Here is a 25,223-nt window from a genome sequence, read left to right as displayed (position 1 = left end):
GCCGAGGCGCGAGTGGGCTCCGGAGGATTGTCGCCTATTCATTAAATATAACCTATCGATAGCCAGGGCACGGCGGCGACGACAAGTGTTCCAATCAGAAGCGCGATCATGTAGCCGACGATGGGCTTCATGCCCTCATCCGGGTTGATGCGGCTGATGGCACAGGCTGCGTAGTAACCGACCCCGAATGGCGGCGCGAACAGACCGATGCCCATGGCGAGGACGACCACCATTGCGTAGTGGACATCGTGCACCCCGACCTGCCGCGCGATCGGGAACAGCAGCGGGCCAAACAGAACGATGGCCGGAATACCTTCCAAGACGCTGCCCAGGATTACGAACGTCGCGATCGTGACAGCCAGGAAGACGGGGACGCCGCCGGGAAGGCTAGTCATGAACTTGGCAAGAGAGGCAGAAAATCCCGACTGGGTCAGCGCCCAGGCCATCCCGGTGGCGGCGCCAATGATGAGCAGGATTGCTCCCGACAGCGAAGCCGTTTCGACCAACATCGGATAGATGCGGCGCCAGTCGAACTGGCGGTAGATGAAGAGGCCCGCGCAGGTCGAATATAGGATGCCAATCGTCGAAACCTCCGTTGCGGTCGCGACGCCCTCGACGACAGCCGTCCGGATCACGAATGGCAGGGCGAGGGCCGGCATCGCGATGACGAAGGCGCGGCCGATCTCCCGCCCTGTCGCTCTTCTGACGTGAGACAGGTCCTCGCGGCGGTATCGCCCCCACACTACGGCCGCGAGCATGACTGCGAGCACCACACCCGGAAGCAACCCGCCGGTGAACAGCGCTGAGATCGACACACCTGTCACCGAGCCAATCGTAATCAGGACGAGTGAGGGTGGGATTGTTTCGGTCTGGGCGCCGGTCGCGGCCAGGAGCGCCACGAGATCGCCCGGCTTGGCCCCGCGCTGCCGCATCTCGGGAAATAATACCGGAGCTACCGCCGCCATATCCGCAGCCTTGGAGCCCGAGATGCCCGAGACCAGATACATCGCTCCCACCAGCACATAGTGCAGTCCGCCCCGAACGTGGCCGAGCAGGCTAGCCAGGAAGCTGACCATTGCGCGCGCCATTCCCGTCATTTCGATCAGCAGACCGAGAAAGACGAACAGCGGCACGGCGAGCAGGATCAAGTGGCTCATGCCTTCGTCCATGCGCCCGATCATCACCACGTCGGGCGTGCTGGTTGTCAGGGCGAGATAGCCGACGGTAGCAAGGCCGAATGCGAACGCGATCGGTACGGCCGCAAAGACCATCGCGCCGACCACGAAGACGAAGAAGATCAAAAGGTTCAGATTGCCGAGCGGCTTCAAGACCGGCCCCAGCAGAACGAAAGTCCCGATAATGCCGGCGACGATCGCCAGGGAACCCAGCAAGCTGCGCAGGCTCGCGATTCGAATAAGCCGGAGGACCGCTGCGATCAGCATCAGCGCGATCCCGATTGGCAAGGCCGCCGCACGCCAACTGTTGACGATCTCGAGTGCCGGCGTCGTGACGAATGCCTCGTCGGCGGCGAACTCATAGGCCGGCCAGACGACGAGGACGAGGAACGCCAGCGATGCCGCGGCCGCGACGACATCCAGGAATGCACGAGCTTCCATACTGAGAACGCCGACGACCGCGGTCATCCGCATGTGCTCGCCGCGCTGGAACGCAATCACCGATCCGAGCATCGCAAGCCATAGGAAGAGAATGCCGGCGAGTTCGTCGGACCAGACGATCGGCGAGCGGAATACGTATCTGCCCACGATCGCCGCGGACAACACCGCGATCTCCGCCAGCACGAGCAGTGCCGCCGGGACGGCGACGACATGGCCGAGCACGGTGTTCGCCGTCACCACCCAGCTCCGCGAGGCCGCTTGAGACTTGCCGGCCGCCGCACCGGCATCGACATGCGGCGTATGACTCATGCTGGTCATGATAGCTGGCCCGCGGCTTTTTCGAGCTGCGACCATGCCTCCTCGCCAAACTTGCCCTTCCAGTCGGCATAAAAGCTAGTTTTGGACAAGGCCTGGCGGAAGGCGGCACGATCGACGTCGATGAATTTGAGGCCCTTGGCCGCGAGATCGGTGCGCAGGGACTGGCTGAGCTTGGCGATGTCGGCGCGCTGATCAAGGGCAGAGCGGTCGAGCTCGCGTGTCACGATCTCCTGCACGTCCTTGGGCAGGCGCTCGAAGGCCCGCTTGTTGCCGAGGATCCAGTAGCCGTCCCAGACATGTCCGGTCAGACTGCACGTGCTCTGCACTTCATAGAGACGCGCGGTTGCGATGATCGGCAACGGATTCTCCTGGCCGTCGACGACCTTGGTCTGCAACGCGGAATAGACCTCGTTGAAATTGATCGGCGTCGGCCCGGCGCCGAGCGCCTTGAAAAGCGAGGTCAGCAGCGGCGCGGGCGGAACGCGGATCTGGAAATTCTTCAGATCATCCGGCGCCCGCACCTCGCGACCCGACGACGTCACCTGGCGGAAGCCGTTGTCCCAGGCCTTCGAGACCGCCATGATCGGCGTCTTCGCAATCTGCGCCCGAATGTAAGTGCCGAGATCGCCGTCCATCGCCTTCCACACGCTGCCGTAGTCGGCAAAAGCGAAGCCCGTGTTCACGATGCCGGCGCTAGGCACCAGGGTGGCAAGGATCGAAGAGGATTGATTGAAGAACTCGACGCCGCCGCTGCGGACTTGCGTCATGAGCTCGGTGTCGGAGCCGAGCTGGTTGGCTGGAAACAACCTGATTTCCAACCGGCCGCTGGTCGCTTCCTTGATGCGGTCGATCGCTTCCTGCGCCCGGATATTCACCGGATGCGTCGGATCCTGTCCTGTCGCGAACTTGTACACGAACTCTGCGGCGGATGCCGGGCGGGTCAGAATCCCGCAGAGAGGTACGGCCGTAGCCGCCATCAAGAGCGAACGGCGGCTGATGCTTCCGGGCTTCGAAACAGTCATGTTTTCCTCCTGATCCTGTATTAACGTTGTGCCGGCTGCATGAGCCGCTGCTGGTTTTCAGCTGTCCGGGCTCTTCGACCGCCCGCGTTTGCGCAACAGCGATCGCTCGTCCGCCGCAACATGCAGCGGTCGCAACTTTTCACTCGGATTTGGCCTGACTGGTGCTTAGTGCCTGTGCGCTAAAGCCACTGCTTGATCTGCCTTGCGACTTCGGCAGTGGAAATGCCGTAGCGGTCGTGCAGTGTCGGAAGTGCGCCGGCGTCAAGAAATTCGTCCGGCAATCCAATCTGGCGGAAAGGCGGATGGACGCCTGAACGCATCAGGAGTGCGGCGACCGCCTCGCCGAGACCGCCAATCATCGTGTGGTTTTCGGCAACGACGGCCAGGCGGCCTGACTTGCCGGCTTCACGCAATATCGTCTCGGCGTCGAGCGGCTTGATGGTCGGAACGTGGAGTACCGCAGCATCGACACAGTCGTTCTTCAGAGTTTGCAATGCCTCGAGCGCACGCATGGTCATGATGCCGGATGAGATGATCAGAACGTCCTTCCCGTCACGGATCAGCTTGGCTTTGCCAAGCTCGAACTTGTAGTCGTACTCGTCCAGCACCACCGGCACCTGGCCACGCAGAAGGCGCATGTAGACGGGCCCCTCATGCGCCGCGATCGCAGGCACCAGCTGCTCGATTTCATGCGCATCGCATGGGTCGATGACAGTCATGTTCGGCATGGCGCGAAAGAGCGCGAGATCCTCCGCGGCTTGATGGCTCGGGCCATAGCCAGAGGTCAGGCCGGGCAATGCGCACACGATCTTCACGTTGCGGTCTTCCTCCGCAATCGTCTGATGTATGAAATCGTAGGCACGGCGGGATGCGAACACGGCGTAAGTGGTCGCGAACGGCATGAAACCTTCGGCAGCAAGGCCTGAAGCGGCGCCGAACAGAAGCTGCTCCGCCATGCCCATCTGGTAATAGCGGTCCGGAAATTCCTTCGCAAAGATGTGCAGGTCGGTGTATTTGCCGAGATCGGCCGTCATGCCGACCACATCGGGACGGCTGCGCGCGAGCTCGACCAGCGCATGGCCAAACGGCGCTGGCTTCGTTTTCTGTCCCTCGGCCGCGATCGAGGCGATCATGGCTGAGGTGGTCAGGCGCGGCTTGCCCGGCAGGGGCGCTGATCTGACGGTCTTCATGCCTGCCTCCCGGCTTCCAGCGCGGCCAGCGCGAGCTGCCATTCGTGCTGCTCGACGCGGATGAAATGGTTCTTTTCGCGCTGCTCGAGGAAGGGAACGCCCTTGCCCATCAGCGTGTCGGCGATGATCATCCGCGGCTTGGGCTCAGGATGGGACTTGGCGGCATCGAATGCGGCAATCACGGCATCGAGATCGTTGCCGTCGATCCGCTGCACGAACCAGCCGAAGGCCTCAAGCTTGTCGACCAGCGGTTCGAACGCCATCACCTGCGTCGACGGGCCGTCCGCCTGCTGGTTATTGACATCGACAATGCCGATCAGATTGTCGAGCTTGTAGTGGCCCGCCGACTGGATGGCTTCCCAGACGGAGCCTTCGTCCAACTCGCCGTCCGAGAACAGCGTATAAACCCGCGCGTCGGATTTCTTGCGCTTGAGGCCGAGGCCCATGCCGACAGCGATGCTGAGCCCAAGCCCGAGCGAGCCGCCCGAGATTTCCATTCCCGGCGTATAGGAGGCCATGCCCGACATCGGCAGACGGCTTTCATCGCTGCCATAGGTTTCGAGTTCTTCCTCGGGGACGATTCCTGCCTCGATCAAAGCCGCATAGAGCGCAATGGCATAATGCCCGTTGGAGAGCAGAAAGCGGTCCCGCCCCTCCCATGATGGATCTTCAGGACGGTAGCGCATCGCGTGAAAGTAAGCCACGGCGAGAACGTCAGAGATGTCCAGCGCCTGTGCGATATAGCCCTGGCCCTGAACCTCCCCCATGCGCAACGCATTGCGTCGAACGTTGTAGGCCCGATCCGCGAGCGTCGGCGTATTAGTTAGCGTCTTGGTAGAGGTTTCCATCGATCTGGACCTTGTTCCGCCTCAGTGGATCAGCATGCCGCCATTGACGTCGATCACGGCGCCAGTGACGTAGGCGGAGAGATCCGAAGCCAGGAAAGTGTAGATGCCGGCGACATCTTCTGCCGTGCCGAGACGATTGAGCGGAATGCCTTCCAGGATTTTCGCCCTCATTTCGTCCGTCAGCTTCCCGGCGGTGATATCGGTGCCGATCAGACCGGGCGTGACGCAATTGACGCGGATGCCGTCGGGGCCGAACTCGCGCGCCATCGCCTTGGCGAGACCCAGCACGCCTGCCTTCGCAGCCGAATAGTGCGGTCCTCCAAAGATTCCGCCGCCGCGCTGAGCCGAGACGGACGACATACACGCGATTGATCCAGACTTCCGTGCACGCATATGCGGGATCACGGCCTGGGAGAGGAAAAGAACCCCTTTCAGATTGACGTCCTGAATGCGATCCCAGTCGGCCGCCGAAATCTCCAAAAGCTTGACGGGCTGGGTGATGCCGGCATTGTTGATCAAGATGTCAATGCCGCCGAATGCTTCCACTACGCGAGCGACCGCCCGCTCGCATGATGACTTGTCAGCGACGTCGCACGGCAGCCCGATATGCTCTGTACCAAGAGTGCTCGCTGCACCCGCTGCAGCTGCAGCATCGATATCGAGAATGGCAACCCGCGCGCCCTCGGTAGCGAACCGGCGCGCCGTGGCAAGCCCGATGCCGCGGGGCGAGGCTGCGCCCGAAATGATAGCCGTCTTACCGCTGAGCAGCATCAGTTCCCTCCACTCCTTGTTTTTCCTTGGCAAGGCTAGGAATGCACCGCGGACGGGCAACAGACAAACGCACAGTTGTCACGGATGGATGAATCTGGTTCACTTATGGGATGCTGTCAAACGTCCCGATATCGGCAATTCGCGCCTTTGAAGCTGCTGCTCGCACAGGATCGTTTCGCGATGCGGCGAATGAGCTTCACCTGACACCGAGTGCGGTCAGTCATGCCATCCGCAAGCTGGAGGACACGCTTCGGACGGTATTGTTTGAGCGGAGCGCGCGATCCGTACGGCTCACGCCGGCCGGCGAAAACCTGATGCGCCATACCGGAGCGGCGTTCGATCAGCTCCGCCGCGGTCTCGAGGAAGTCGCCGCGCGCGGGCCGCAATTGGTGCGCGTCCATTCCGCGCCGAGCTTTGCCGCGCAATGGCTTGCCCCGCGACTTGCACAGTTTCTCGCCGCTTATCCGAAGCTCGAAGTCCGCCTAGCTGCGAGCACGGATTACGCTCGCTTCAGCAACGATGATTTTGATATCGACATTGTTTACGGTCCGCCGCGCGCGGAGGGTGTGGAGGTTGTTCCGCTCCCGGAGGAGACGGTCACCCCGCTCTGCTCGCCTACCCTCGCGAAATCGATCAGGAAGCCTGCCGATCTCCTCGATCAGACGCTGATCCGCTCTGACGTGAAGCAGGTTCAGTGGCACCAATGGTTCACTGCGAACGGATTGGAAGCACCTGCGCTCCACGGCATGAGGTTCGATCGCAGCTTTCTCGCGATCGCGACGGCTGCAGAGGGATTGGGAGTGGCGCTGGAATCAACGCTTCTTGCTGAACGCGAGCTGGCGAGCGGACGATTGGTCGCTCCTTTGGCAGGGCGCGCAAACGACATCCGCTACGTCGGTCACCGTCTAATCTACCCGCGCGCCAGTCGACAGAGATCTGCGGTACGAGCCTTTGCAGATTGGGTCATTGCGCAGCTTGAGGATAACACGCGTTCCGCGGAATGAGCGCATGCCTTGTTCAAGCGTTGCAAACGGAAATAAAACCATAGCGAGCAGCTGAATCGTCCCGTTTGCCGTATAAGCTACGGCAGTGGATCCGACAGTCTTGAACGGGCTCCGCCGGATCGATGCCAGGACGGGCCTCTATGACACGGCTCGCCCCTTCGCAGTGATCTCCCAGCTACCGTTTTCACGCTCGACCAGACCATGCGAAAAGATGTCAAGGTCCGGAACGCGCGCAGCCAACCGCTTGGTATGATCGGACCACTCTCGACCGCTATCGCCAGGATCGCCATGTCGCGTTTGAGATAGGCCATCGCGGCAAGTCCGTCCGGGTTGCTCACCAGGATCTTCGGCACCGTCACCTGGAAATTCACCCCGCTCCCGTCCGCCGTCAACACCAGATGGTCGGCGCCTGTGAGAGAGCTCCGCGCCCGACCTGCTTGAACTTATCCGGAGATTTGTCGCCCCGGGTTGCGGCAACTTCGCTCACTCAATTACTCGAACAAGCGCCGCCGTAACATGATCAACTGGCTGCGACGCGTCGACCGTTCTGAGCAATCCCTTGGCAGCGTAATAGTCGGTCAGCAGCCTGATCTCGTTCGCGTACGCTGTCAGACGCGCGCTGAGCGCCTCTTCATTGTCGTCGGCCCGCACCGCCTTCCCACTTTCGCGGGCCTGCATGGCTCGTCCCAGGATCCGATCCAGCAAGTGCTTCTCGCAGACCTTCAACTCGAGGACGTGGCTCAATTCCTGACCCTTTAGGAGATGGTCAAGACTTTCAGCTTGGGCACCGTGCGCGGAAATCCGTCCAGGACGAAACCACGCTGCGCGTCAGGCTTTGTAATGCGCTCGGCGATCAGCCGGACCACGAGACCATCCGGGACGAGGTCGCCGCTCCATGATCTCCGCCACGTGTCGCCCGATCGCGGTTCCCTCAGATACGGCTGCGCGCAGCATGTCACCAGTGGAGAGCTGTGGGATCCCGAGTGTTTGAGACAGCCTGCCCGCCTGCGTTCCCTTACCGGCGCCAGGTGGTCCTAGGACAACAAGCCTCATCATTCCTCCGTCAAGTCGGCTTCGAATGGCTGCGCGGGTCAGTGGCGCATGCCGGATCACAATCGCACCGATGTTCGTCGCCGATTAAGCCGGCCCGCTCTTCCTGTTCTGCCGGTTCTTGACGAGATCGTCGACGACAGCGGGATCGGCGAGCGTCGAGGTATCGCCGAGGCTGCCCGGCTCGTCTTCGGCGATCTTGCGCAAGATGCGGCGCATGATCTTGCCGGAGCGGGTTTTCGGCAGGCCCGGCGCGAACTGGATCAGGTCGGGCGAGGCGATCGGGCCTATGTCCTTGCGCACCCAGGCGACGAGCTCCTTGCGCAACGCTTCGCTCGCCCCTGGCCCTGCATCAAAGTGACATAGGCGTAGATGCCCTGACCCTTGATGTCGTGCGGGAAGCCGACGGCGGCCGCTTCCGACACCTTCTCATGTGCCACCAGCGCGCTCTCGACTTCGGCGGTGCCCATGCGGTGGCCGGAGACGTTGATGACGTCGTCGACGCGGCCGGTGATCCAGTAATAGCCGTCGGCGTCGCGCCGGCAGCCGTTGCCGGTGAAGTACTTGCCCTTGTAGGTCGAGAAATAGGTCTGCTCGAAACGGGCGTGGTCGCCATAGACCGTGCGCATCTGGCCCGGCCAGGATTTGGCGATGCACAGATTGCCTTCGGTCGCGCCGTCCAGCGTCTTGCCCTCGGCATCGACGATCTCGGGGACCACGCCGAAGAACGGCCGCGTCGCCGAGCCCGGCTTGAGCTTGGTCGCGCCGGGCAAGGGCGTGATCAGGATGCCGCCGGTCTCGGTCTGCCACCAGGTGTCGACAATGGGGCATCGCCCCTCGCCGACGACGCGGTGATACCATTCCCAGGCTTCGGGATTGATGGGCTCGCCGACCGAGCCGAGCAGGCGCAAGCTTGCGCGCGATGTCTTTCTTCACGGGCTCGTCGCCCGACTGCATCAGCGCGCGGATCGCGGTCGGCGCGGTGTAGAAGATGTTGACCTTGTGCTTGTCGATGACGTTCCAGAAGCGGGAGTTATCCGGGTAGTTCGGCACGCCCTCGAACATCAGCGTGGTCGCGCCTTCGCCAGCGGCCCGTAGAAAATATAGCTGTGGCCGGTGACCCAGCCGACATCGGCGGTGCACCAGTAGATGTCGCCGTCGTGATAATCGAAGACGTATTGATGCGTCATCGAGGCGAACACGAGATAGCCGCCCGTCGCATGCACAACTCCCTTGGGAGCGCCGGTCGAGCCCGAGGTGTAGAGGATGAACAGCGGGTCCTCCGCCTTCATCTCCGCGGGCAGGCAATGCGCGGACGCCTTGGCTGTCTCCTCGTGATACCAGACGTCGCGGCCGGCGTTCCACGCAACGTTTCCGCCGGTGCGCTTGACGACGATCAGCGACTTGACGGCGTCGCCGGACTTTTCGATGGCTTCGTCCACATTGGACTTCAATGCAACTTTGCGACCGCCGCGCAGTCCCTCATCCGCCGTGATGACGACCTTCGACCCGCAGCCTTCGATACGGCCCGCAAGCGAGTCCGGCGAGAAGCCGCCGAAGACGCATGCAACGCTGGTGTAGCGATCTCGACCATAAGGCGCCTCGAGGGATTAGGCGGACCGATTTGTGCACACTTCGATACGGTCGAAAAAATCCGCAAGGCATTTGAGAGCGCCGGCATTGTGAGTTCATGAGCGAGCCTGGACCTGGTGTGTGTCTACGGCCGTCGCAAGCGCACGCTCGAACTGACTCATGTAATTCTAAGTTAATGCAAAGTAGTATCTAGAATACAAATTCTTGTATCCATGTTTCTTTTCTAACTCTTCGCAGAGTTTTAAAGAATAGCTCTGCCCCAGCGAGTTGATACGTGAACTGAATTGCTCTCCAATCCAATTGCTTCAACAAACAACCACGTAGCGTTGGCGGACCTACCGACCACGCGGTCATAGAGGGGATGGAAATACATGAACGCAAAATACAAAGTCGGTAGTCGCAGGCTTGCTGAAGGCTTCGGCAATCACGAGCAGTTCGCATGCACATGAATTCGGAGATCCCGGAGCAGTGGGAGCTGCCGCAGCGGCACCTCCGCCAGGTTTGTACGGCTTTACGCAACTGCTGACCTACCAATCGAAGCTGGGTGGTCCGGGTGCGCCCAATATTGGCGGCGCGCAGACGGGCTTAAAGGCCGACCTTGCCGCGCAGGGCTTCCTGTACGTGGCTGGATGACGTTTCTTGGCGCAACGTACGATGCCGTCGCCGTTATTCCGTTCTTATCGGAAAGCGTTGGAAGCCCATTCAATGCCGCGCCTGCCGGAATGCATAACGCATTCTTTGCGAATGAGTTGGCGGCTCGGCGATAGCGGGTTCTTCGTCAAAGCAGGTCTCGGAATTTACGCGCCAACGGGTACGCAACAGGGACCTGCCGGGCTCACCAACGTCGGCAATCAATGGTGGACCTTCCAACCCAATCTGGTTTTCTCCTACCTGAAGGATGGCTGGAACCTAACCGCCAAACGTATTCCAAGAAATCAACACGGCAAACAGCATTACAAATTATCGCAGCGGCGACGTTTTCCATGCGGAGTTCACTGCAACGAAGAGAATCGGAAAATGGACAATTGGTCCTGTCGCCTATTACGTCGAGCAGGTGACCAACGATCGGTCAAGTTCGTTCTACAACTTCGCTACAAATGTGAGCCGGTACAATGTTTGGGCCGTCGGCGGTTTGGTTGGCCACGACTTCGGGCCCGTTAGCGTAAACGTCTGGGGCACTCAGGAGCCTTCGTCGACCGCGTCAGGCGGCACAGCGGGCCCTCCTGGATTTGACTCCGCCATGGCGCCTAAAGGATTTTCGATTTTCGCTCAGCTGAACTACCGGATATGGGCCCCCGACGAACCGGCCGCGCCGGTCATGCCGCGATTGCATAAATAGTCAAAGAGGCCAGAGAGCTCCCGAGCAAGTCGCTCATTTGAAATCTGAAGGTCTCTTGCGGGAAAAGAAAACCCGGCACAGTGTGTGCCGGGTTTAAGTTCCGGCGGCCCTACTGGGTCGCTCGGGAGGAATTTATGTGTGGGTTGGTCGGCGCCTCAATCGACGATCTTCCAGTCGCCCTTCTCGATTTCGAGAAGTCTGAGAGAATTGTACGACAGACCATTGTGGTCTTTCTCGCTCATATTGAAGATGCCATTTGCTCCCACAAGATCGTGCGTCTGCTCAAGCGCGTCCCGGACCTTTTCCTTATCGAAGCTCCCAGCACGCTTAACCGCATCGACATACAAAAGAACCCCATCGAGCGCATTGACGCCGAACGCAGATACGGGCTCCTTGTATTGCGCTTCGTACCGCTGCTGATAATCCATTACCACGGATTTCTGACGATCGGTGGCAGCCACCTTGTCGGCTACAATGCCGGCGGCTGCGGGAATGCGAATGCCTTCGCCAGCAGCGCCAGTCATAGTTATGAACTCCTTAGAGGCGACGCCGTGCGACTGATACATTGGCAGCCGCAGATCGAGCTGCCTGTAATTGCGGACGGCGATTACGGCTCCCGAACCAAACCCCCAGATCAATAAGGCTTGCGCTTCGGGATTGCCCCGGATCTTGGTGAGCTGGACCGTGGTGTCCGTATCCTTGGCTCCATAGATCTCGTCGGCAACGATCTGAATTCCGGACTTTGAAGCTGCATCCAGTATTTGATCGCGTCCGGCTTTGCCGAAACCTGAATCCTCCGAGAGAAGCGCGACCTTGGTCAGGCCACGCCGCTTGAGATCGGCGAAGATCTTCTCGGCCGCCATTCTGTCAGTGTGAGAGACTTTGAATACCCATTTTCGCACGGGATTGACGATTACGCTGGCACCCGCGAATGAAATAAAGGGCATCCCCATCTTTTCCGCGAGCGGTGCGACTGCCATGGTGGTTGCGGTCGTGCTTCCCGCAATCAAAGCATCTACCTTATCGTTGTCGATAAGACGCTTGGCGAGACCGACCGCCTTGTCGGCAGCTCCTCCATCATCATAGAGAACGAGTTCGAGCTGCTTTCCGAGAAGCCCCCCGCCTGAATTGATGCGGGCGATCTCGGCCTCCATCGTCTTTTTTGCAGGCTCGCCGAGGTAGGCGGCGGGCCCTGTAGTCGTCAAAAACGCCCCAATCTTGACTGTAGTTTCCGCGGCCGGCGCAACGTGAGGTAGCGAAATCAATCCAAACGCTATGCACAAAGGTAGTATCGGTCTAACGAATCCGGTGAACTGCAACATCTGTTTCCTCCTGCGCACTCTACGGTGCTCGTGATTGTGAGTTGAATTATCAACTCAATGCCGGGAGTTGTCAAACAACGCAGGGAGACTTACGACCTGGCGTGCAATATTGCGTCGACGTTCGACGAGGCGGCCAGATGGCAAGAAAACCAGCAATGCAGATCGAAAGGCCTGAAAAGAGGCTGAGCGGACAAGTGAGGAAGCTTCGCGATCCGGAGGGATCCCGTCGAGTGGACGGACGGCTGACGCTGGACCTCGATCGACACATACCGGTCCTGCTGGTGTGGCTTTCGAACAAATTCACAAATGGTTCGTCGCAGATCTATCGGAAGCACTTCGGAGTCGGAGTGATTGAATGGCGTTGCATGGCTCTTCTCGCAGTTCAGCCCTGGATCTCGCCGAACCGTATTTGCCAAGTCATCGCGATCGACAAGGCGGCCGTCAGCCGCGCGATCCGAACACTCGAGGACAGCGGATTGCTACGCGTTCGCTCCAGCAAACTGCGCAGCCGCTTTTTGGAAGTCGCTCTCACGGATAAGGGATCCGCACTGCACGATAGGATGGTTCAAGTCGCATTTGAAAGAGAAAGACGGCTGACTGCTGACCTCGTCCCCGAAGAGCGCGAAGTGCTCATCCGGGCGCTCAAGAAAATGCTTATGCGCATCGACATCGTGAACGGGGATGTCGAAATCCCGCCCGAATCCTGAGCCCCCGGACGGCTGCGACAACTCCCCTGTCCCCTGTCAACCACGCCATTCTTCATACGTGCACTCAAAGTGAGTTGACATGCCAACTGACTGACAGTAGCATTTGCTCGTCAGCTGGGCAAGAAGCCAGCGACGGGGAAGGAAGTGCCATCGAGCTGGAACGGCTCTCGCCGTCTGCTGTCCGCGCCACCTCCCTAATGAAGATGAAGGAAAAAGGGAGGACGAGCATGTCGACGGCCCAGTTGCAAGCCGAACTCAGCTCAGAACAAGGCGTCAGGTGCCCAGTCTCTCGGGTGGACCCGTTCGAGCGCGAGTTTTTGACCGACCCGTATCCCTTCCATGAAGAGCTTCGCGATGCCGGACCAGTAGTCTGGCTCGAGCGCTACCAAGTCTGGGGTATGGCACGCTACGCCGAGGTGTACGCTGCCATGCAGGACTGGCAGACCTATTCGTCCGCCGCGGGCGTAGGCATAGATGACTTTCGGAAGAAGAAGGCCTGGCGTCCCCCCAGCCTGCTCCTCGAGGTCGATCCCCCTCTCCACACGCGCACCCGCGCAGTGATGAGCAAGATACTTAGTCCCGCGAACATGCGGCGTCTTCGTGAGGACTGGCAGAAGAGAGCGGATACGCTGGTCGACAAGCTCGTGGAGCGAGAGACGTTCGACGCTGTCAAGGACTTGGCGAGTGTATTCCCGGTCTGGGCGTTCCCGGACGCCATTGGGATCGGTCAGGAAGGGCGTGAAAACCTCCTGCCCTTCGGCAACATGGTCTTCAACTCGTTCGGACCGCGCAACGAGATATTTTTGGAGTCGATCAAAGAGGCGGAACCGGTCGTCTCCTGGATATACGCTCAATGTGCACGCGATCTGCTGGCTCCAGGCAGCTTCGGCGCCCAAGTCTATGAAGCCCTCGATCGCGGCGAGATTCAGCCTGACGAGGCGCCAGTGCTCGTGCGCGCCATGCTAACGGCAGGGTTGGACACCACGGTCATTGGTATCGGCTCATCCATTCACGGTTTCGCGCTCTATCCAGAGCAATGGCAAAAGTTGCGAGCGAACCCAACACTCATTCGTCCTTCGTTCGACGAATTGCTGCGTTGGGCATCTCCCGTTCAAACATTTTTCCGCACGACGACTCGGGACGTGCAAATCGGAGGGACCACAATCCCAGACGGATCCAAGGTGCTGCTCTTCCTCGGTTCGGCCAATCGGGATCCGCGTAAATGGGAGAAACCGGAGCATTTTGACATCACCCGCTCCACGGCGGGCCATGTGGGTTTCGGAACGGGCATCCACGGCTGTGTCGGGCAGATGGTCGCTCGAATGGAGGCCGAGGTCGTCCTGACGGCGATGATCAAACGCATCAAGGCGATCGAAATCATTGGCGAACCAGTTCGCCGTCTCAACAACACTCTCCGCTCCCTTTCCAGTCTGCCAGTACGTATCATTCCTGCTTGAGGGATCATGCCGAAAATCATCTATCATGCCTACGATGGCTCAGTTGTCGACGTGGAGGCCCCTGTGGGTATGAGCGTCATGCATGCCGCGAAAGCAAATGGCGTCGATGGCATCGTTGCCGAGTGTGGTGGTTCGGCCATGTGTGCAACTTGCCACGTGTACGTCGCCGAGGATTTCGTTCATCGATTACCTCCGGTTGACGCGGTGGAGGACGAGATGCTCGAATGCACCGCGACAGAAAGGAAGCCCAACAGCCGCCTTTCCTGTCAGATCAGAATGAGCGCCGATCTAGACCAGATCGTGATTAACGTACCTGAGCGGCAGACGTGAGCCAGGCACCTATTGTGATCCTCGCAGCGGCTGTTGCTCGAGCACGGCATTAAACGCTGGATAGAGGTCGGCGTGCAGAACTTCAGCATGATCCCGCAGATCCTGCTGGGAACCGAGCGTATCGCAACTATGCACAGACGTTTGGCGCAATATTTCGCCAAGACAACGGCGCTGCGCATTGTCGGATTGCCAATGTCACTTCCCGCCTTCACCGAAGCGATCCAATGTCCGGCGCTACACAACAGTGATCCCGGCAGCATCTGGCTGCGGAAGGTCGTGCTCGAAGAAGCGAAACGCATGCGAACACAAGGCGCCTGAGAGTCCGATTTTCAGGTCCGTGCCGAACGCATGAGATGAGGTGTCTCCACACATTCTCTCTTCACATCACACATTCTCTCTTCACGTCGAGCGGCGCGGCGTTTTATGGATCGGACCACTCGTCTATCGAACGGCGCTCTACTTGCGTAGTTCCAGCCTAGCAATCTGATTACGATGAACTTCGTCGGGGCCGTCTGCCAACCGCAGCAGACGCGCCGTCGCATAGGCCGCCGCTAGCCCGAAATCGTTACTGGTGCCTCCGCCGCCATGGGCCTGAATCGCCCGTCGACGATCTGGCAGGCCATGTTCGGGACGGCAAGAGTTGACCGCTTTCATGGCCGTTGCGCAGGAACGCAGCTTTCGGCGCGCCGCCAGGCGGCTCGGCCTGTCACCGTCCGCCCTTAGCCACACCATTCGCGAATTGGAGCACCGGCTCGGAGCACGACTCCTCAATCGCACGACGCGCAGCGTTTCACCGACCCAAGCCGGGCAGGCCCTTTTCGATCGGCTGTTTCCGGCGGTTGGGGAGATCGAGACTGCGGTCACCGAAGTCGGGGCCTTCCACTCCAGACCCTCAGGAAGGGTTCGCCTGAACCTGTCCCGATTCGCGGCGGAGATCGTGCTGGCGCCGGTATTCGGGCGCTTAGTCAAAGCCTACCCAGATATTCATCTCGAACCGACGACGCGCTGACGGATGTAGTTGCGGCAGGTTATGACGCCGGAGTGCGTATCGGCGAACACGTTCAGCGGGACATGATTGCTGTACCGCTGACGCCGCACCTGCGTTTCGCGGTGGTCGGTGCGCCTTCATATTTCGCCGGCCGCGAGCGGCCGCAGAGTCCGCAGGACCACCGACATCACTCGTGTATAAACTACCGCTGGAGTAATAGTGGGGCCCTTCACCGCTGGCATTTTGACGGGCCTCAGGGCCCGTTTGACGTTGATGTGGCGAGTTCCCTTACGTTGAACGACACCGACCTGATGCTCAAGGCATGTCTGGCGGGCGCGGGCCTCGCCTGTCTTCCAGAGAGCTTGGTGATGAAGTATATCGGCAACCGGCGCCTGGTGCGCGTACTAGGCGAGTGGTGCCAGCCACTCTCCGGATTCTTCCTCTACTACCCGAGACAGCGGCACATGTCTGGGGCACTGCGTGCCTTAATCGATTTCCTGAAGCTGAGAAATGCGGACTCGGGCGAAAAGTCACCTGGTCGTATTCGCGAGTCTGGCCAAATGCGAAGGAGGGATCGGCGGAGCTGATGCAAGCCCGCTGGGGCGCGCGTGGCAGCGCTCACGGAGTTGCCTGCGCATCTCACGTCTAAACCGCCCGCCTTAGAAGTGCAATTATCTCTTCCGGAATCGGGAGCGCGCTTTGACCACTCGGTCGGGACGTCATAGACAGCCACGGCGGAATTGCTATCAGCCATCTGTATCTCCTTAAGATTGTAGAATTGAGAAAATGCGCCTTGGCGTGCACCTGCCCTGATTGCTTCAAGCGATGCGCGAGACTGCCACTGTTAGGGATTGTCGGGCTCAGGCCCTTCAACGGGTCTGATGCGATCTTCGATATAACGCCGCAGCGCTGCGGCGGCGTTTAGCATATGCGCACGCATCCGACGTGAGGCCGTCTCGCCGTCGCCTTCGGCGATTGCCTGCATGATGGCATCATGCTCGTCGCGAGACTTCCGGATGCGATCACCCTGCCGCAACTGCGTGCGGCGGAAGGCGCTTAGCCGCGCACGGACGTCCTGGGCCTGCTCGGCCATGAACGAATTGTGCGTCGCGCTATAGATGCATTCGTGGAACACTCGGTTGAAGGCATCATAGGCATCGACGTCACCAGCCTCGACCATGGCCCGCGAACCTTCGTGCAGCTCGATCAGGCGGCTGCGCTCCAGCGGCGTCATGCGATAGGTCGCGAGGCGGACACACATGGCCTCTACCTCAGCGCTCGTTTCGAACATGTCCATGATCCGTTCGGGGGTCATCCGAGCCACCACGACCCCGCGACGCCCCCGAACCTCCACCAATCCGCTAACGGAGAGCTGCCGTAGAGCCTCCCGCACCGGCGTGCGGGAAGCTCCGAAGCGGTCGGCAAGCTGCTGCTCTTCCAAGGCCGAACCGGCAACGAGCGCACCGGACGTAATCTCGTCGGTGAGCGCATTGCGGATGCGATCGGAGAGGAGGCCGCCATCGTCTTCGGCTTCGGCTGCGACTTTGAACAGACCTGTCATTCAGCTTCCTATGATTGCGCGCACCGTGAAGTAGAGGATGGACGGCGCGACCAGGCATCCAAGGCCCGTGTGAAACGTCGCAGTCAGCGCGCCGTATGGCACCAGGCGCCGATCGGTCGCCGCAAGCCCTCCGGAGACGCCGCTGACCGTTCCCATCAAGCCGCCGAAGACCATTGCGCTGCGCGGATTGTTGAGGCCGATCATCTTCGCGACGAAGGGGGTGCCAATCATCACGATCACTGCCTTGAATACACCGGTGGCGATCGAGAGTGCAATGACAGGCGACGATGCGCCGATCGCGGCCCCAGTGACCGGCCCGACGATGTAGGTGACCGCTCCGGCGCCAATCGTGGTCAGCGATTCGGCGTCGGTGTAGCCAAAGGCGGCCGCGACGAAAACGCCCAGAATGAACGGAACGACCGTTCCCAGTCCGAGCGCGACCGCACCAATCAATCCGGCCTTGCGCGCGTGAACAACGTCGACCTCGAACGCGGTGGCGACGATGGCGAAGTCCCGCAGCATCGCGCCTCCCATTAAAGCGATCCCGGTCAGCGCCGGCAGGTCGGCGACGCCCTTTTCGCCGCCGGTGACAACTCCTCCAAAAAAAGCCAGCACGAGACCCAGCATGATCGCGATCGCCGAGCCGTGGATGCGGCCGAAGGTGAGGTATTTCGAGATCGCCCCGGAGATCCACATCAGGATGCCGACGGCGGCGAATGCGGTGATCAGCGCGTTTGCGGCGAGCACGTGAGATAACATGGTCATCCGATCCTCCCGGACTTGAAATGGGGCTCATTTGCCTCGAGCGCCTCTCGCGCCTCGATTTCGTCCATGGTCTCGACACGGCCGCTGAGCCGGCCAATCAAGGCTACCTGGGCAAAACACACCGCAACTGCACCGATCCCTGCGATGATCACGATTGGGCCGCCTTTTGCTGCAGCCACTACGTTCTGCTGTGCGGCCATGGCGACGACGATCGGGATGTAGAAGCTGCCCCAAAACTCAACACCGGTCTTAAGACCATGACTAAGCAGCTTCCATCGCACCAGCCAGAGCCGGGCCGCGATCAGAAAGATCATCGCAATGCCGACGCCGCCGACATTGGCCTTCACGCCTAAGGCGACGCCCAGCAGGTCACCCAGGAAGACACCCAACAGCGTGCAGATCGAGAGCAGCGCTACGCCGGAAACGGTCACGGGCGCCTCCCGAGAAGGGAGAGGCCAAGGCTTTCTAAGCGTGGGCGAGCTGTATGCATTCGCATGTCAAATTCCCTCCTGTGTATGCGAATTTCGATCGCTTTGTAGGAAATGCATACACTAATTGACATCAGAAGGCAATACGCATACATTTGGAGGCGTAAAAGCCAATTTGGCATGCCAAGGAGCCAGGATGAGCGATTGGGGTATGCAAAAGGCCGCGCTCGGCGAGCGCCTTGTGGCCGGCCGACAGTTCGCAGAGGGGAAGGTCGTCCCAATCCCCCGCCTCCCCGCATTTCTGAAGGCAGTGATCCGGTCAGGCGACCGGGTGTGCCTGGAGGGTGACAACCAGAAGCAGGCCGACATCCTCGCCTCGGCGCTCGCCAGCCTCGATCAGGCGGATGTTCATGACCTGCACATGGTTCAGTCGGGCGTGGTGCTGCCCACTCATCTCGATATCTTTGAGAAGGGCATCGCGCGGCGACTTGACTTCTCGTATTCGGGCCCACAATCGGCGCGCATCGCGCGCATGCTGTTCGGCGGCAAGATCGAGCTCGGTGCCGTCCATACCTATCTCGAGCTGTTCGCGCGCTACTTCATCGATCTCACGCCGAACGTCGCGCTGATCGCGGCGGTCAGCGCCGACAAGGACGGCAATCTCTACACGGGGCCGAACACCGAGGACACGCCGACGGTGGTCGAGGCGACCAGCTACAAGAACGGTCTGGTCGTGGCGCAGGTCACCGAGATCGTCGACAAGGTGCCGCGCGTCGACATTCCCGGCGACCTCGTGCATTTCGTGGTCGAGGCTAACAGGCCCTTCTATGTCGAGCCGCTGTTCACCCGCGATCCCGCCGCCATCACCGAAACCCAGATCCTGACGGCGATGCTCGCGATCAAGGGCATCTATGCGCCCTACGGCGTGCGCCGGCTCAATCACGGCATCGGCTTCAACACCGCCGCGATCGAGCTGCTGCTGCCGACCTATGGCGAGAAGCTCGGCCTCAAGGGCAAGGTCTGCACCCATTTCGCGCTCAACCCGCATCCCACGATGATTCCGGCGATCGAAGCCGGCTGGGTCGAGCAGATCCATTGCTTTGGATCGGAGGTCGGCATGGAGGACTACGTCGCGGCGCGCTCCGACGTCTTCTTCACCGGACCCGACGGATCGCTGCGCTCGAACCGCGCGTTCTGCCAGACCGCCGGTCTCTATGCCTGCGACATGTTCATCGGATCGACGCTGCAGATCGATCTCGAAGGCCACAGCTCGACCGTGACGACCAGCCGCATCGCCGGCTTCGGTGGTGCGCCCAACATGGGATCCGATCCGCGCGGCCGCCGCCATCCGAGCGAGCCCTGGCTCAAGGCCGGCGCAGAAGCTGATCCTGATACCAACGCCGCGCTGCGCCGCGGCCGCAAGCTGGTCGTGCAGATCGGCGAGACTTTTGGCGAGCGCAACACGCCTTTGTTCGTCGAGCGGCTCGATGCGCTCGATCTGGCGCGAGAGCTCAAGCTCGATCTGGCACCGGTGATGGTCTACTCGGACGACGTCACCCACCTCGTGACCGAGGAAGGCATCGCCAACCTCCTGATGTGCCGCAGCAAGGACGAGCGCGAGCAGGCCATCCGCGGCGTTGCCGGCTACACCGAGATCGGCCGCGCGCGCGATACGAAGCTGGTCGAGCAGCTCAGGCAACGCGGCGTGATCCAGCGTCCCGAAGATCTCGGCATCGATCCGCTCGACGCCGACCGCAATCTGCTCGCGGCCCGCTCGATCAAGGATCTCATGCTGGCCTCCGGCGGCCTCTACCGCCCGCCCAGCCGTTTCCGCAATTGGTGAGGTTTGCATGGAAAAGCTCAGCTTCAAACTGTCTGCGCCCAGTCGCGCCGCCGGCAGCCGCACGCAGGCGATCGTAGGCGTGGTCGCGTCAGGCAATCTCGAAGTCCTGCTGGAGCGCAGCCTCCCGGCGGATGTCTGTACCATCGACATCGCAACGGCGGCCCATGGCTTCGGCACGGTGTGGGACGCCGTGGTCCGCGACTTCGTCGCGCGCCGCTCGGCCGGCGGCTTGCGCATCTCCGTCAATGACGGCGGGGCCCGGCCCGACACGGTTGCGCTCCGCCTCGCACAAGGCGTCCGCAAGATCGAGGAGCCGGAACGATGACAGCCGTTACAGCCAACACTGTCGCGCTGAGCTGGTACGAGGCGAGCGCCCGGCAGCGCATCGACGCGCTGGTCGACACCGGCAGCTTTGCCGAATTCATCGGCCCTGAGCTACGCGAGATCAGCCCGCATCTGGCGATCTTCGACCTGCCGGAGCAGTTCGATGACGGCATCGTCGTCGGATGCGGGCGCCTGGACGGCGCGCCGGTGCTCGTCGCCGCGCAGGAGGGACGCTTCATGGGCGGCGCTTTCGGCGAAGTCCACGGCGCCAAGCTCACCGGGCTGTTGCGCGCGGCGCGCGCGCTCAGGCAGGACGTGGTGATCCTGTTCGACACCGGGGGCGTGCGGCTTCAGGAAGCCAATGCGGGCGAGCTCGCGATCGCGGAGATCATGCGCGCCGTGATCGAGGCGCGCCGCGCCGGGGTTAACGTCGTCGGCCTGATTGGCGGCCGCGCCGGCTGCTATGGCGGCGGCAGCCTGATCGCCGGCACCTGCTCGCGCCTGATCATCTCCGAACAGGGCCGGCTCAGCGTCAGCGGCCCCGAAGTGATCGAGACCAACAGGGGTATCGAGGAATTCGACTCGCGCGACCGCGCGCTGGTCTGGCGCACCATGGGCGGCAAGCACCGCTATTTGATCGGCGGCGCCGACATTTTCGTCGACGACGAGGCGCTGGCGTTTCGGCAAGCCGCGATCGAAGCGCTTGGGACCAAGCGAAGCTGCAACGCGGCGACTCTCGAAGCAGAACAGAAGCGCCTCGAGCGACGGTTGCAGCGCTTCGGCGAGGCCGAGGACGCCGTCGAGATCTGGCAGACGCTCGGCATCGACGATCCGACCGATGTTCCCGCACTTCCGACCGGCGCCTTTCTTCGCGCCGCCAACGACAGGGAGAACGCCGATGACGCTCGATGACATCCTGGCGAGCCTGTTCCCGAACGGTCGCAAGATCGAAACCACGGGCGTGCTGATCGCGGGACAGGCGACGCTGCCTGACGGCGGTCCGATCCATGTGCTCGGCATCACGCAAGGGGAGCCGCTCGGCGTGGACGAAGCGATCGTGCTCGCGGGCCGTGTGATCGAGATCGTGAAATCAGGCGATCGGGCGCCGATCCTGGTTCTGGTCGATTCCGCCAGTCAGCGCATGAGCAAGCGCGATGAGTTGCTTGGCCTCAGCGAGTATCTGTCGCATCTCGCCAAGGCGCTGCTGCTGGCGGAAGCCGAAGGACACCGCACCGTCGGCCTGCTCTATGGCGGCAGCGCGGCCGGCGCGTTTATCGCCACCGCGCTTGCCACCGGCACGCTGGTGGCCCTTCCCGGCGCGCATCCCGCGGTGATGGATCTGCCGTCGATGGCGCGGGTCACCAAGCTGTCGATCGATGTGCTGAAGGCTAAGGCCGAAGCGACGCCGGTGTTCGCGCCCGGGCTCGACAACATGGTGATGACGGGCGGCATTCATGTCGTCTGGGACGACAGCGCTCCCTTGGCGCCGCAGCTTGCCGCCGTGCTGCGTCGGCCGCAGAGACAGGACGATCGCAGCCGTCTCGGCGCCGCGCGTGGCGGCCGGCGCAAGGCAGCCGAGATCGCCGATCGCGTGGTCGCTCTCGCGGCGGCCGCACATCAGGACGCGCAACATGGATAAAACCCTCGCGCGCCACAGCATGGTGAAGGCTTCGGCATCCGGATGGACCGCGGTGATGAACCGCTATCCTGAGCTTGCCGGCGAGCCGATGGTCGCAGGCTGGGTTCACGCCGGCCGTCCCCTCATCGTGCGCCGGCCTGGATGCAGCGACGTCGCCGGACTAATTCCGCTCGGCCTGCCACTGCCGCCCAGCCACGGCAAACGACGCATTGCGGTCTCGCTCGCCGCAACCGACATCGTCGCATCCGCCCCGCCCCCCTTGTTGGCCGACGCCGCCGCGGCAGCGCCTGCGCACTGGCGCACAACGATCGACCTGCTGCTTCAGCTTATGCCGGAGACGCGCACGTTCGGCAGCCTGGCCTGGCAGCACCTCACCGGCCTTCCCTATCTGACTGAGGGGTCGGACCTCGACCTGCTGTGGCCGCTGTCATCAGCGAGAGAAGCGAACGCTCTGCCGTTCGACATTGCCGGGATTGCCAAGCAGGCGCCGATGCGGGTGGACGGCGAGATCACCGGGCCCGCCGGCGGCGTGCAATGGCGGGAGCTGACCGGCGCCGACGAGGACGAAGTCCTTGTAAAGAGTCCGGCCGGCGTCGCGAACATCACGCGCGCGGCGTTTCTGTCGGGCGCCGCATCATGAACCTTGCGCTGAGATGGCAGGCGCCGCGGCAACGCGCGCTCCGTGCGGAGCAGCTCGGTCATCTTGCATCGCTTTGTCTCAAGCTCGAAGTCGAGACCTATCCGAAGCCGGGGCTGGTCAGCCATGTCGATAACGGCTCGCATCGCGACATGGACGCCCCCCTCCTCCGCCGGAGCGCCGAAACGCTGGCGCCGTTCTTCGGCGAGCTCGCCGCCGCGGGCGCGGAGGGCGCCGGCATGGAGCGGTTGCGCGCGATCGGGGTTGCGGCGGAGCGCGCGATGCTGGCGGCGACCTCAGGTGTGAACACCCATCGCGGCGCGATCTTCGGACTGGGTTTGCTCTGCGCCGCGGCCGGATATCGCAACGTCGTCGGCATCAGCAAACCGCTGGGCAGGCTGGTTTCGGAACGTTGGGGCGAAGACATCCTTTCCGGCCCGGCATCACTTCGCAGCCACGGCGCCGTGGCCGCGCGGCGCTATGGCGCCGGCGGCGCCAGGGCGGAAGCTGCCGATGGCTTTCGGTCGGTCTATGACATCGCCCTGCCCGCGCTACATGCGGCGCGCAAGCTTGCCTCCCATGACGAGGAAGCCGTGCGCGTTCAGACCTGCATGAGGCTGATCACTGAGGTCACCGACACCAACCTGCTGCACCGGGGCGGCGCGGAGGGCTTGCGCTTTGCGCAAGACAGCGCGGCAGCCTTCCTCGCTGCGGGCAGCGTCGGGCATCCGGAATGGCGCAGGCGCGCGGCGGACATTCATCACGCGTTCGTGGCGCGCAATCTGAGCCCCGGCGGCTCGGCTGACCTGCTTGCCATGACCCTGTTCATCGATCGACTGGATTTCTGATGCTTGCCCTGCTCTGCGGCGGACAAGGTACGCTGTCGGACAAGATTTTTGATGTTGTCGCGGACCAGCCGGCCGCAGAGCCGGTTTTCGTAGCGGCGACGGCTTGTCTCGGTGAAGATCCCCGGGAGTTCGTCAGGTCTCGCAGTGCGGACGAACTGACCGCGAATCATTCCAGCCAGATCCTGACCGTCACATCGGCCCTCGCGATTCACGCCTGCATTGCCGACCTGCTGACGGAGCAAACCGCCGTCGCGGGCTACAGCGTCGGCGAGATGGCGGCCTGGAGCGTTGCAGGAATATGGGCAGCCGATGAAGCCTTGCGTCTCACGGATGTGCGCGCCCGCCTGATGGAAGACGCCGCGGGACCGGATGGTCGCCTCGGCTATGTCCGCGGCCTCGATCAGAGCACCCTCGAACGCCTGCTCGAAACATACCGCTGCGAGATCGCGATCAGGAACCCCGAACGTCTTGTCGTGCTCGGAGGCTCGGAGCAGGACGTGATCGACCTCTGCCAGGAGGCCATGCGACAAGGCGCCGCGCGCAGCGGCCTTCTCGCCGTGAAAATCGCCTCGCACACCTCACGGCTTGCGGGCGCCTGCAAACCGTTGCAACACGCGCTCGACGCCAGCAGGCGCTTTCCGGTCGGAAGCCAGCGAGTCCTGCTCGCCGGAGGTGACGGCGAGCGCATCTTCTCCGCGAACGGTGCAACAGCGAAGCTCGCCCGCCAGGTCGCGCACCCCATCGACTGGTCGGCGACGCTGGAGACCCTGGCGGAGCTGGGCGTCAGCAGGGTCCTGGACCTCGGTCCGGGACATGCGCTCGCCGAGATGACGCAGGCCTTTCTTCCGGACCTCCGCTGCTACGCAGCCGATGGATTTCGTACTGTGCAGGGTCTGCGGAGTTGGGTCAGTTCCGAGCAGCCGGCGCGCGATCAAACATAGCCGAGCGGCCGCCGTCCGCCAATTTTGCTATTGATCGCTACGAAAGTGTCACCAAGCCGCCGCGTCGCGCCAAATGCTTGGCGGAAGCACGCAGGAGGCAATCTATGCTCAAGCGCTTATGGAAGCACTGTCGCTTGGAGCGGGCGCAATGAAAAAGGGTTAGTCCCCCAACGCATAGTTCGCTGTGTCAGCGGCGGCCTTCTGGCCGACGTCGGATCGCCTTAGCAACGCCTCACCGCAGACGAGGGAATTTTCGGCGCCTTCCCGGGATGGTCCGCGACTATTAGGGCTTCCCCGAGCATCTCAACCATCAAATATAACTCGCCCGGCTCCCACCGAGCTTACGCTGCGGTGTATCGCGGGCCTTATCGGGACCAGGGACCAGCAGGAAGAAGCCTTCAGTGGATTCGGCGGTTCTGCTCCCGCTCCTAGTCTGCCCCGTATAATGCAGAGTCTCGCTACGCTCGATCACCCCAAAAAAGTGACACGATCTTATCCACCAGGTTCAACCGAGGGCCGCGCCACCGATCGAGAGCTCGACCGCCGACTGGGACGTCAGAAAGTCGAGCTGCTCCTCAATCTTCTAGAAGACCTTGTGCCCCCCGACGAGGAAAAGACCTAACACTTGCTGTGCAAGCTCTACTCTACCGACACCTGTCTTGGCGGCCTCCGGATCGATCGC

23 protein-coding genes and 6 pseudogenes are annotated in these 25,223 nt (G+C 61.8%); 16 read left to right on the top strand and 13 right to left on the bottom strand.

Translation table 11 applies throughout. From position 1 onward, the window contains the following. Nucleotides 1-41: 41 nt before the first annotated feature. From P6U28_RS40890 to P6U28_RS40870, 5 genes are all read right to left on the bottom strand, one after another. Nucleotides 42-1,934 carry a TRAP transporter large permease subunit gene (locus tag P6U28_RS40890; protein ID WP_407123344.1) on the bottom strand — a complete coding sequence of 631 codons (1,893 nt, stop codon included), beginning with the start codon at nucleotides 1,932-1,934 and terminating at the stop codon, nucleotides 42-44. Continuing rightward, the gene (locus tag P6U28_RS40885) at nucleotides 1,931-2,956 is read right to left on the bottom strand and encodes a TRAP transporter substrate-binding protein (RefSeq protein WP_407123343.1); all 1,026 of its coding nucleotides are present in this window, start codon (nucleotides 2,954-2,956) and stop codon (nucleotides 1,931-1,933) included. The genes P6U28_RS40890 and P6U28_RS40885 overlap by 4 nt, the downstream gene beginning before the upstream one ends. 179 nt (nucleotides 2,957-3,135) lie before the next feature. Continuing rightward, nucleotides 3,136-4,146, bottom strand: a complete 1,011-nt coding sequence (locus tag P6U28_RS40880) for a transketolase family protein (protein ID WP_407123342.1) — start codon at nucleotides 4,144-4,146, stop codon at nucleotides 3,136-3,138. Then, nucleotides 4,143-4,994, bottom strand: coding sequence for a transketolase (locus P6U28_RS40875; protein WP_407123341.1), 852 nt, complete (start codon nucleotides 4,992-4,994; stop codon nucleotides 4,143-4,145). Before P6U28_RS40875 ends, P6U28_RS40880 begins: the two co-directional genes overlap by 4 nt. Nucleotides 4,995-5,015: 21 nt before the next feature. Continuing rightward, on the bottom strand, nucleotides 5,016-5,765 hold the full coding sequence (locus P6U28_RS40870; RefSeq protein WP_407123340.1) for an SDR family NAD(P)-dependent oxidoreductase: 750 nt from the start codon (nucleotides 5,763-5,765) through the stop codon (nucleotides 5,016-5,018). A 110-nt stretch (nucleotides 5,766-5,875) separates the two neighbouring features. Between P6U28_RS40870 and P6U28_RS40865 the strand changes: the two genes are divergently transcribed. Then, nucleotides 5,876-6,769, top strand: a complete 894-nt coding sequence (locus P6U28_RS40865; protein ID WP_407123339.1) for a LysR substrate-binding domain-containing protein — start codon at nucleotides 5,876-5,878, stop codon at nucleotides 6,767-6,769. A gap of 144 nt (nucleotides 6,770-6,913) precedes the next feature. On the opposite strand, the pseudogene P6U28_RS40860 reads toward P6U28_RS40865, so the two are convergent. The 3 pseudogenes from P6U28_RS40860 to acs form a co-directional block, all read right to left on the bottom strand. Beyond that, nucleotides 6,914-7,140 (bottom strand): annotated as a pseudogene (locus P6U28_RS40860) (hypothetical protein); the annotation flags it as partial. Between the two features lie 112 nt (nucleotides 7,141-7,252). Next, nucleotides 7,253-7,822: pseudogene (locus P6U28_RS40855) on the bottom strand (adenylate kinase). 84 nt (nucleotides 7,823-7,906) lie between these two features. Next, a pseudogene (gene acs, locus P6U28_RS40850) lies at nucleotides 7,907-9,381 on the bottom strand (acetate--CoA ligase); the annotation flags it as partial. Between the two features lie 685 nt (nucleotides 9,382-10,066). Here acs and P6U28_RS40845 point away from each other — a divergent pair. Both P6U28_RS40845 and P6U28_RS40840 read left to right on the top strand, forming a co-directional pair. Continuing rightward, nucleotides 10,067-10,321: pseudogene (locus tag P6U28_RS40845) on the top strand (transporter); the annotation flags it as partial. 25 nt (nucleotides 10,322-10,346) lie between these two features. Then, nucleotides 10,347-10,751 carry a transporter gene (locus P6U28_RS40840; protein ID WP_407123517.1) on the top strand — a complete coding sequence of 135 codons (405 nt, stop codon included), beginning with the start codon at nucleotides 10,347-10,349 and terminating at the stop codon, nucleotides 10,749-10,751. A gap of 155 nt (nucleotides 10,752-10,906) precedes the next feature. Here the strand turns inward: P6U28_RS40840 and P6U28_RS40835 are convergent, their stop codons facing one another. Next, the gene (locus P6U28_RS40835; RefSeq protein WP_407123338.1) at nucleotides 10,907-12,073 is read right to left on the bottom strand and encodes an ABC transporter substrate-binding protein; all 1,167 of its coding nucleotides are present in this window, start codon (nucleotides 12,071-12,073) and stop codon (nucleotides 10,907-10,909) included. A 155-nt stretch (nucleotides 12,074-12,228) separates the two neighbouring features. Between P6U28_RS40835 and P6U28_RS40830 the strand changes: the two genes are divergently transcribed. The 4 genes and pseudogenes from P6U28_RS40830 to P6U28_RS40815 form a co-directional block, all read left to right on the top strand. Beyond that, entirely contained in the window at nucleotides 12,229-12,780 is a 552-nt protein-coding gene (locus tag P6U28_RS40830; protein ID WP_407123337.1) for a MarR family winged helix-turn-helix transcriptional regulator, read from the top strand. Nucleotides 12,781-13,007: 227 nt separating this feature from the next. Next, entirely contained in the window at nucleotides 13,008-14,237 is a 1,230-nt protein-coding gene (locus tag P6U28_RS40825; protein WP_407123336.1) for a cytochrome P450, read from the top strand. Between the two features lie 6 nt (nucleotides 14,238-14,243). Continuing rightward, nucleotides 14,244-14,567: a 2Fe-2S iron-sulfur cluster-binding protein gene (locus P6U28_RS40820; RefSeq protein WP_407123335.1), complete on the top strand. Its 324-nt coding sequence runs from the start codon at nucleotides 14,244-14,246 to the stop codon at nucleotides 14,565-14,567. 24 nt (nucleotides 14,568-14,591) lie between these two features. Further along, nucleotides 14,592-14,885, top strand: a pseudogene (locus P6U28_RS40815) (LysR family transcriptional regulator); the annotation flags it as partial. Nucleotides 14,886-15,023: 138 nt separating this feature from the next. On the opposite strand, the pseudogene P6U28_RS40810 reads toward P6U28_RS40815, so the two are convergent. Further along, nucleotides 15,024-15,205: pseudogene (locus P6U28_RS40810) on the bottom strand (acyl-CoA dehydrogenase family protein); the annotation flags it as partial. A 2-nt stretch (nucleotides 15,206-15,207) separates the two neighbouring features. Between P6U28_RS40810 and P6U28_RS40805 the strand changes: the two are divergent. Together P6U28_RS40805 and P6U28_RS40800 are read left to right on the top strand one after the other, a co-directional pair. Then, on the top strand, nucleotides 15,208-15,576 hold the full coding sequence (locus P6U28_RS40805) for a LysR family transcriptional regulator (RefSeq protein WP_407123334.1): 369 nt from the start codon (nucleotides 15,208-15,210) through the stop codon (nucleotides 15,574-15,576). A 32-nt stretch (nucleotides 15,577-15,608) separates the two neighbouring features. Beyond that, nucleotides 15,609-16,142, top strand: a complete 534-nt coding sequence (locus P6U28_RS40800) for a LysR substrate-binding domain-containing protein (protein ID WP_407123333.1) — start codon at nucleotides 15,609-15,611, stop codon at nucleotides 16,140-16,142. Nucleotides 16,143-16,399: 257 nt separating this feature from the next. Here the strand turns inward: P6U28_RS40800 and P6U28_RS40795 are convergent, their stop codons facing one another. The 3 genes from P6U28_RS40795 to madL are packed head-to-tail and all read right to left on the bottom strand — an operon-like array spanning nucleotide 16,400 to nucleotide 18,312. Then, nucleotides 16,400-17,116, bottom strand: a complete 717-nt coding sequence (locus tag P6U28_RS40795) for a GntR family transcriptional regulator (protein ID WP_407123332.1) — start codon at nucleotides 17,114-17,116, stop codon at nucleotides 16,400-16,402. Next, entirely contained in the window at nucleotides 17,117-17,881 is a 765-nt protein-coding gene (gene madM / locus P6U28_RS40790; RefSeq protein WP_407123331.1) for a malonate transporter subunit MadM, read from the bottom strand. It abuts the gene before it with no gap. Beyond that, nucleotides 17,878-18,312 (bottom strand): malonate transporter subunit MadL, encoded by a 435-nt coding sequence (gene madL / locus P6U28_RS40785; protein WP_407123330.1) that lies wholly within the window; start codon nucleotides 18,310-18,312, stop codon nucleotides 17,878-17,880. The genes madM and madL overlap by 4 nt, the downstream gene beginning before the upstream one ends. 193 nt (nucleotides 18,313-18,505) lie before the next feature. Here madL and mdcA point away from each other — a divergent pair, with 193 nt between their 5' ends. From mdcA to P6U28_RS40750, 7 genes are read left to right on the top strand one after another with little or no spacing between them, the layout of a single operon-like run. Continuing rightward, nucleotides 18,506-20,152 carry a malonate decarboxylase subunit alpha gene (gene mdcA, locus P6U28_RS40780; protein WP_407123329.1) on the top strand — a complete coding sequence of 549 codons (1,647 nt, stop codon included), beginning with the start codon at nucleotides 18,506-18,508 and terminating at the stop codon, nucleotides 20,150-20,152. Nucleotides 20,153-20,159: 7 nt separating this feature from the next. Continuing rightward, nucleotides 20,160-20,477: a malonate decarboxylase acyl carrier protein gene (gene mdcC / locus P6U28_RS40775; RefSeq protein WP_407123328.1), complete on the top strand. Its 318-nt coding sequence runs from the start codon at nucleotides 20,160-20,162 to the stop codon at nucleotides 20,475-20,477. Further along, entirely contained in the window at nucleotides 20,474-21,388 is a 915-nt protein-coding gene (locus tag P6U28_RS40770; RefSeq protein WP_407123327.1) for a biotin-independent malonate decarboxylase subunit beta, read from the top strand. The genes mdcC and P6U28_RS40770 overlap by 4 nt, the downstream gene beginning before the upstream one ends. Next, on the top strand, nucleotides 21,375-22,115 hold the full coding sequence (mdcE, locus tag P6U28_RS40765; protein ID WP_407123326.1) for a biotin-independent malonate decarboxylase subunit gamma: 741 nt from the start codon (nucleotides 21,375-21,377) through the stop codon (nucleotides 22,113-22,115). Before P6U28_RS40770 ends, mdcE begins: the two co-directional genes overlap by 14 nt. Further along, nucleotides 22,108-22,755, top strand: coding sequence for a malonate decarboxylase holo-[acyl-carrier-protein] synthase (gene mdcG, locus P6U28_RS40760; protein ID WP_407123325.1), 648 nt, complete (start codon nucleotides 22,108-22,110; stop codon nucleotides 22,753-22,755). Before mdcE ends, mdcG begins: the two co-directional genes overlap by 8 nt. Further along, complete coding sequence (gene mdcB / locus P6U28_RS40755; protein WP_407123324.1) at nucleotides 22,752-23,600, top strand: triphosphoribosyl-dephospho-CoA synthase MdcB; 849 nt, start codon at nucleotides 22,752-22,754, stop codon at nucleotides 23,598-23,600. The genes mdcG and mdcB overlap by 4 nt, the downstream gene beginning before the upstream one ends. Continuing rightward, entirely contained in the window at nucleotides 23,600-24,541 is a 942-nt protein-coding gene (locus tag P6U28_RS40750) for an acyltransferase domain-containing protein (protein ID WP_407123323.1), read from the top strand. The genes mdcB and P6U28_RS40750 overlap by 1 nt, the downstream gene beginning before the upstream one ends. Nucleotides 24,542-25,223 lie beyond the last annotated feature (682 nt).

The organism is Bradyrhizobium sp. STM 3561 (assembly GCF_045571455.1).
In the GTDB taxonomy this organism is placed as follows: Bacteria; Pseudomonadota; Alphaproteobacteria; order Rhizobiales; family Xanthobacteraceae; genus Bradyrhizobium; species Bradyrhizobium vignae.
Note: the sequence above shows the minus strand (reverse complement) of the source record. Positions and strands in the feature narration are given on the sequence as shown.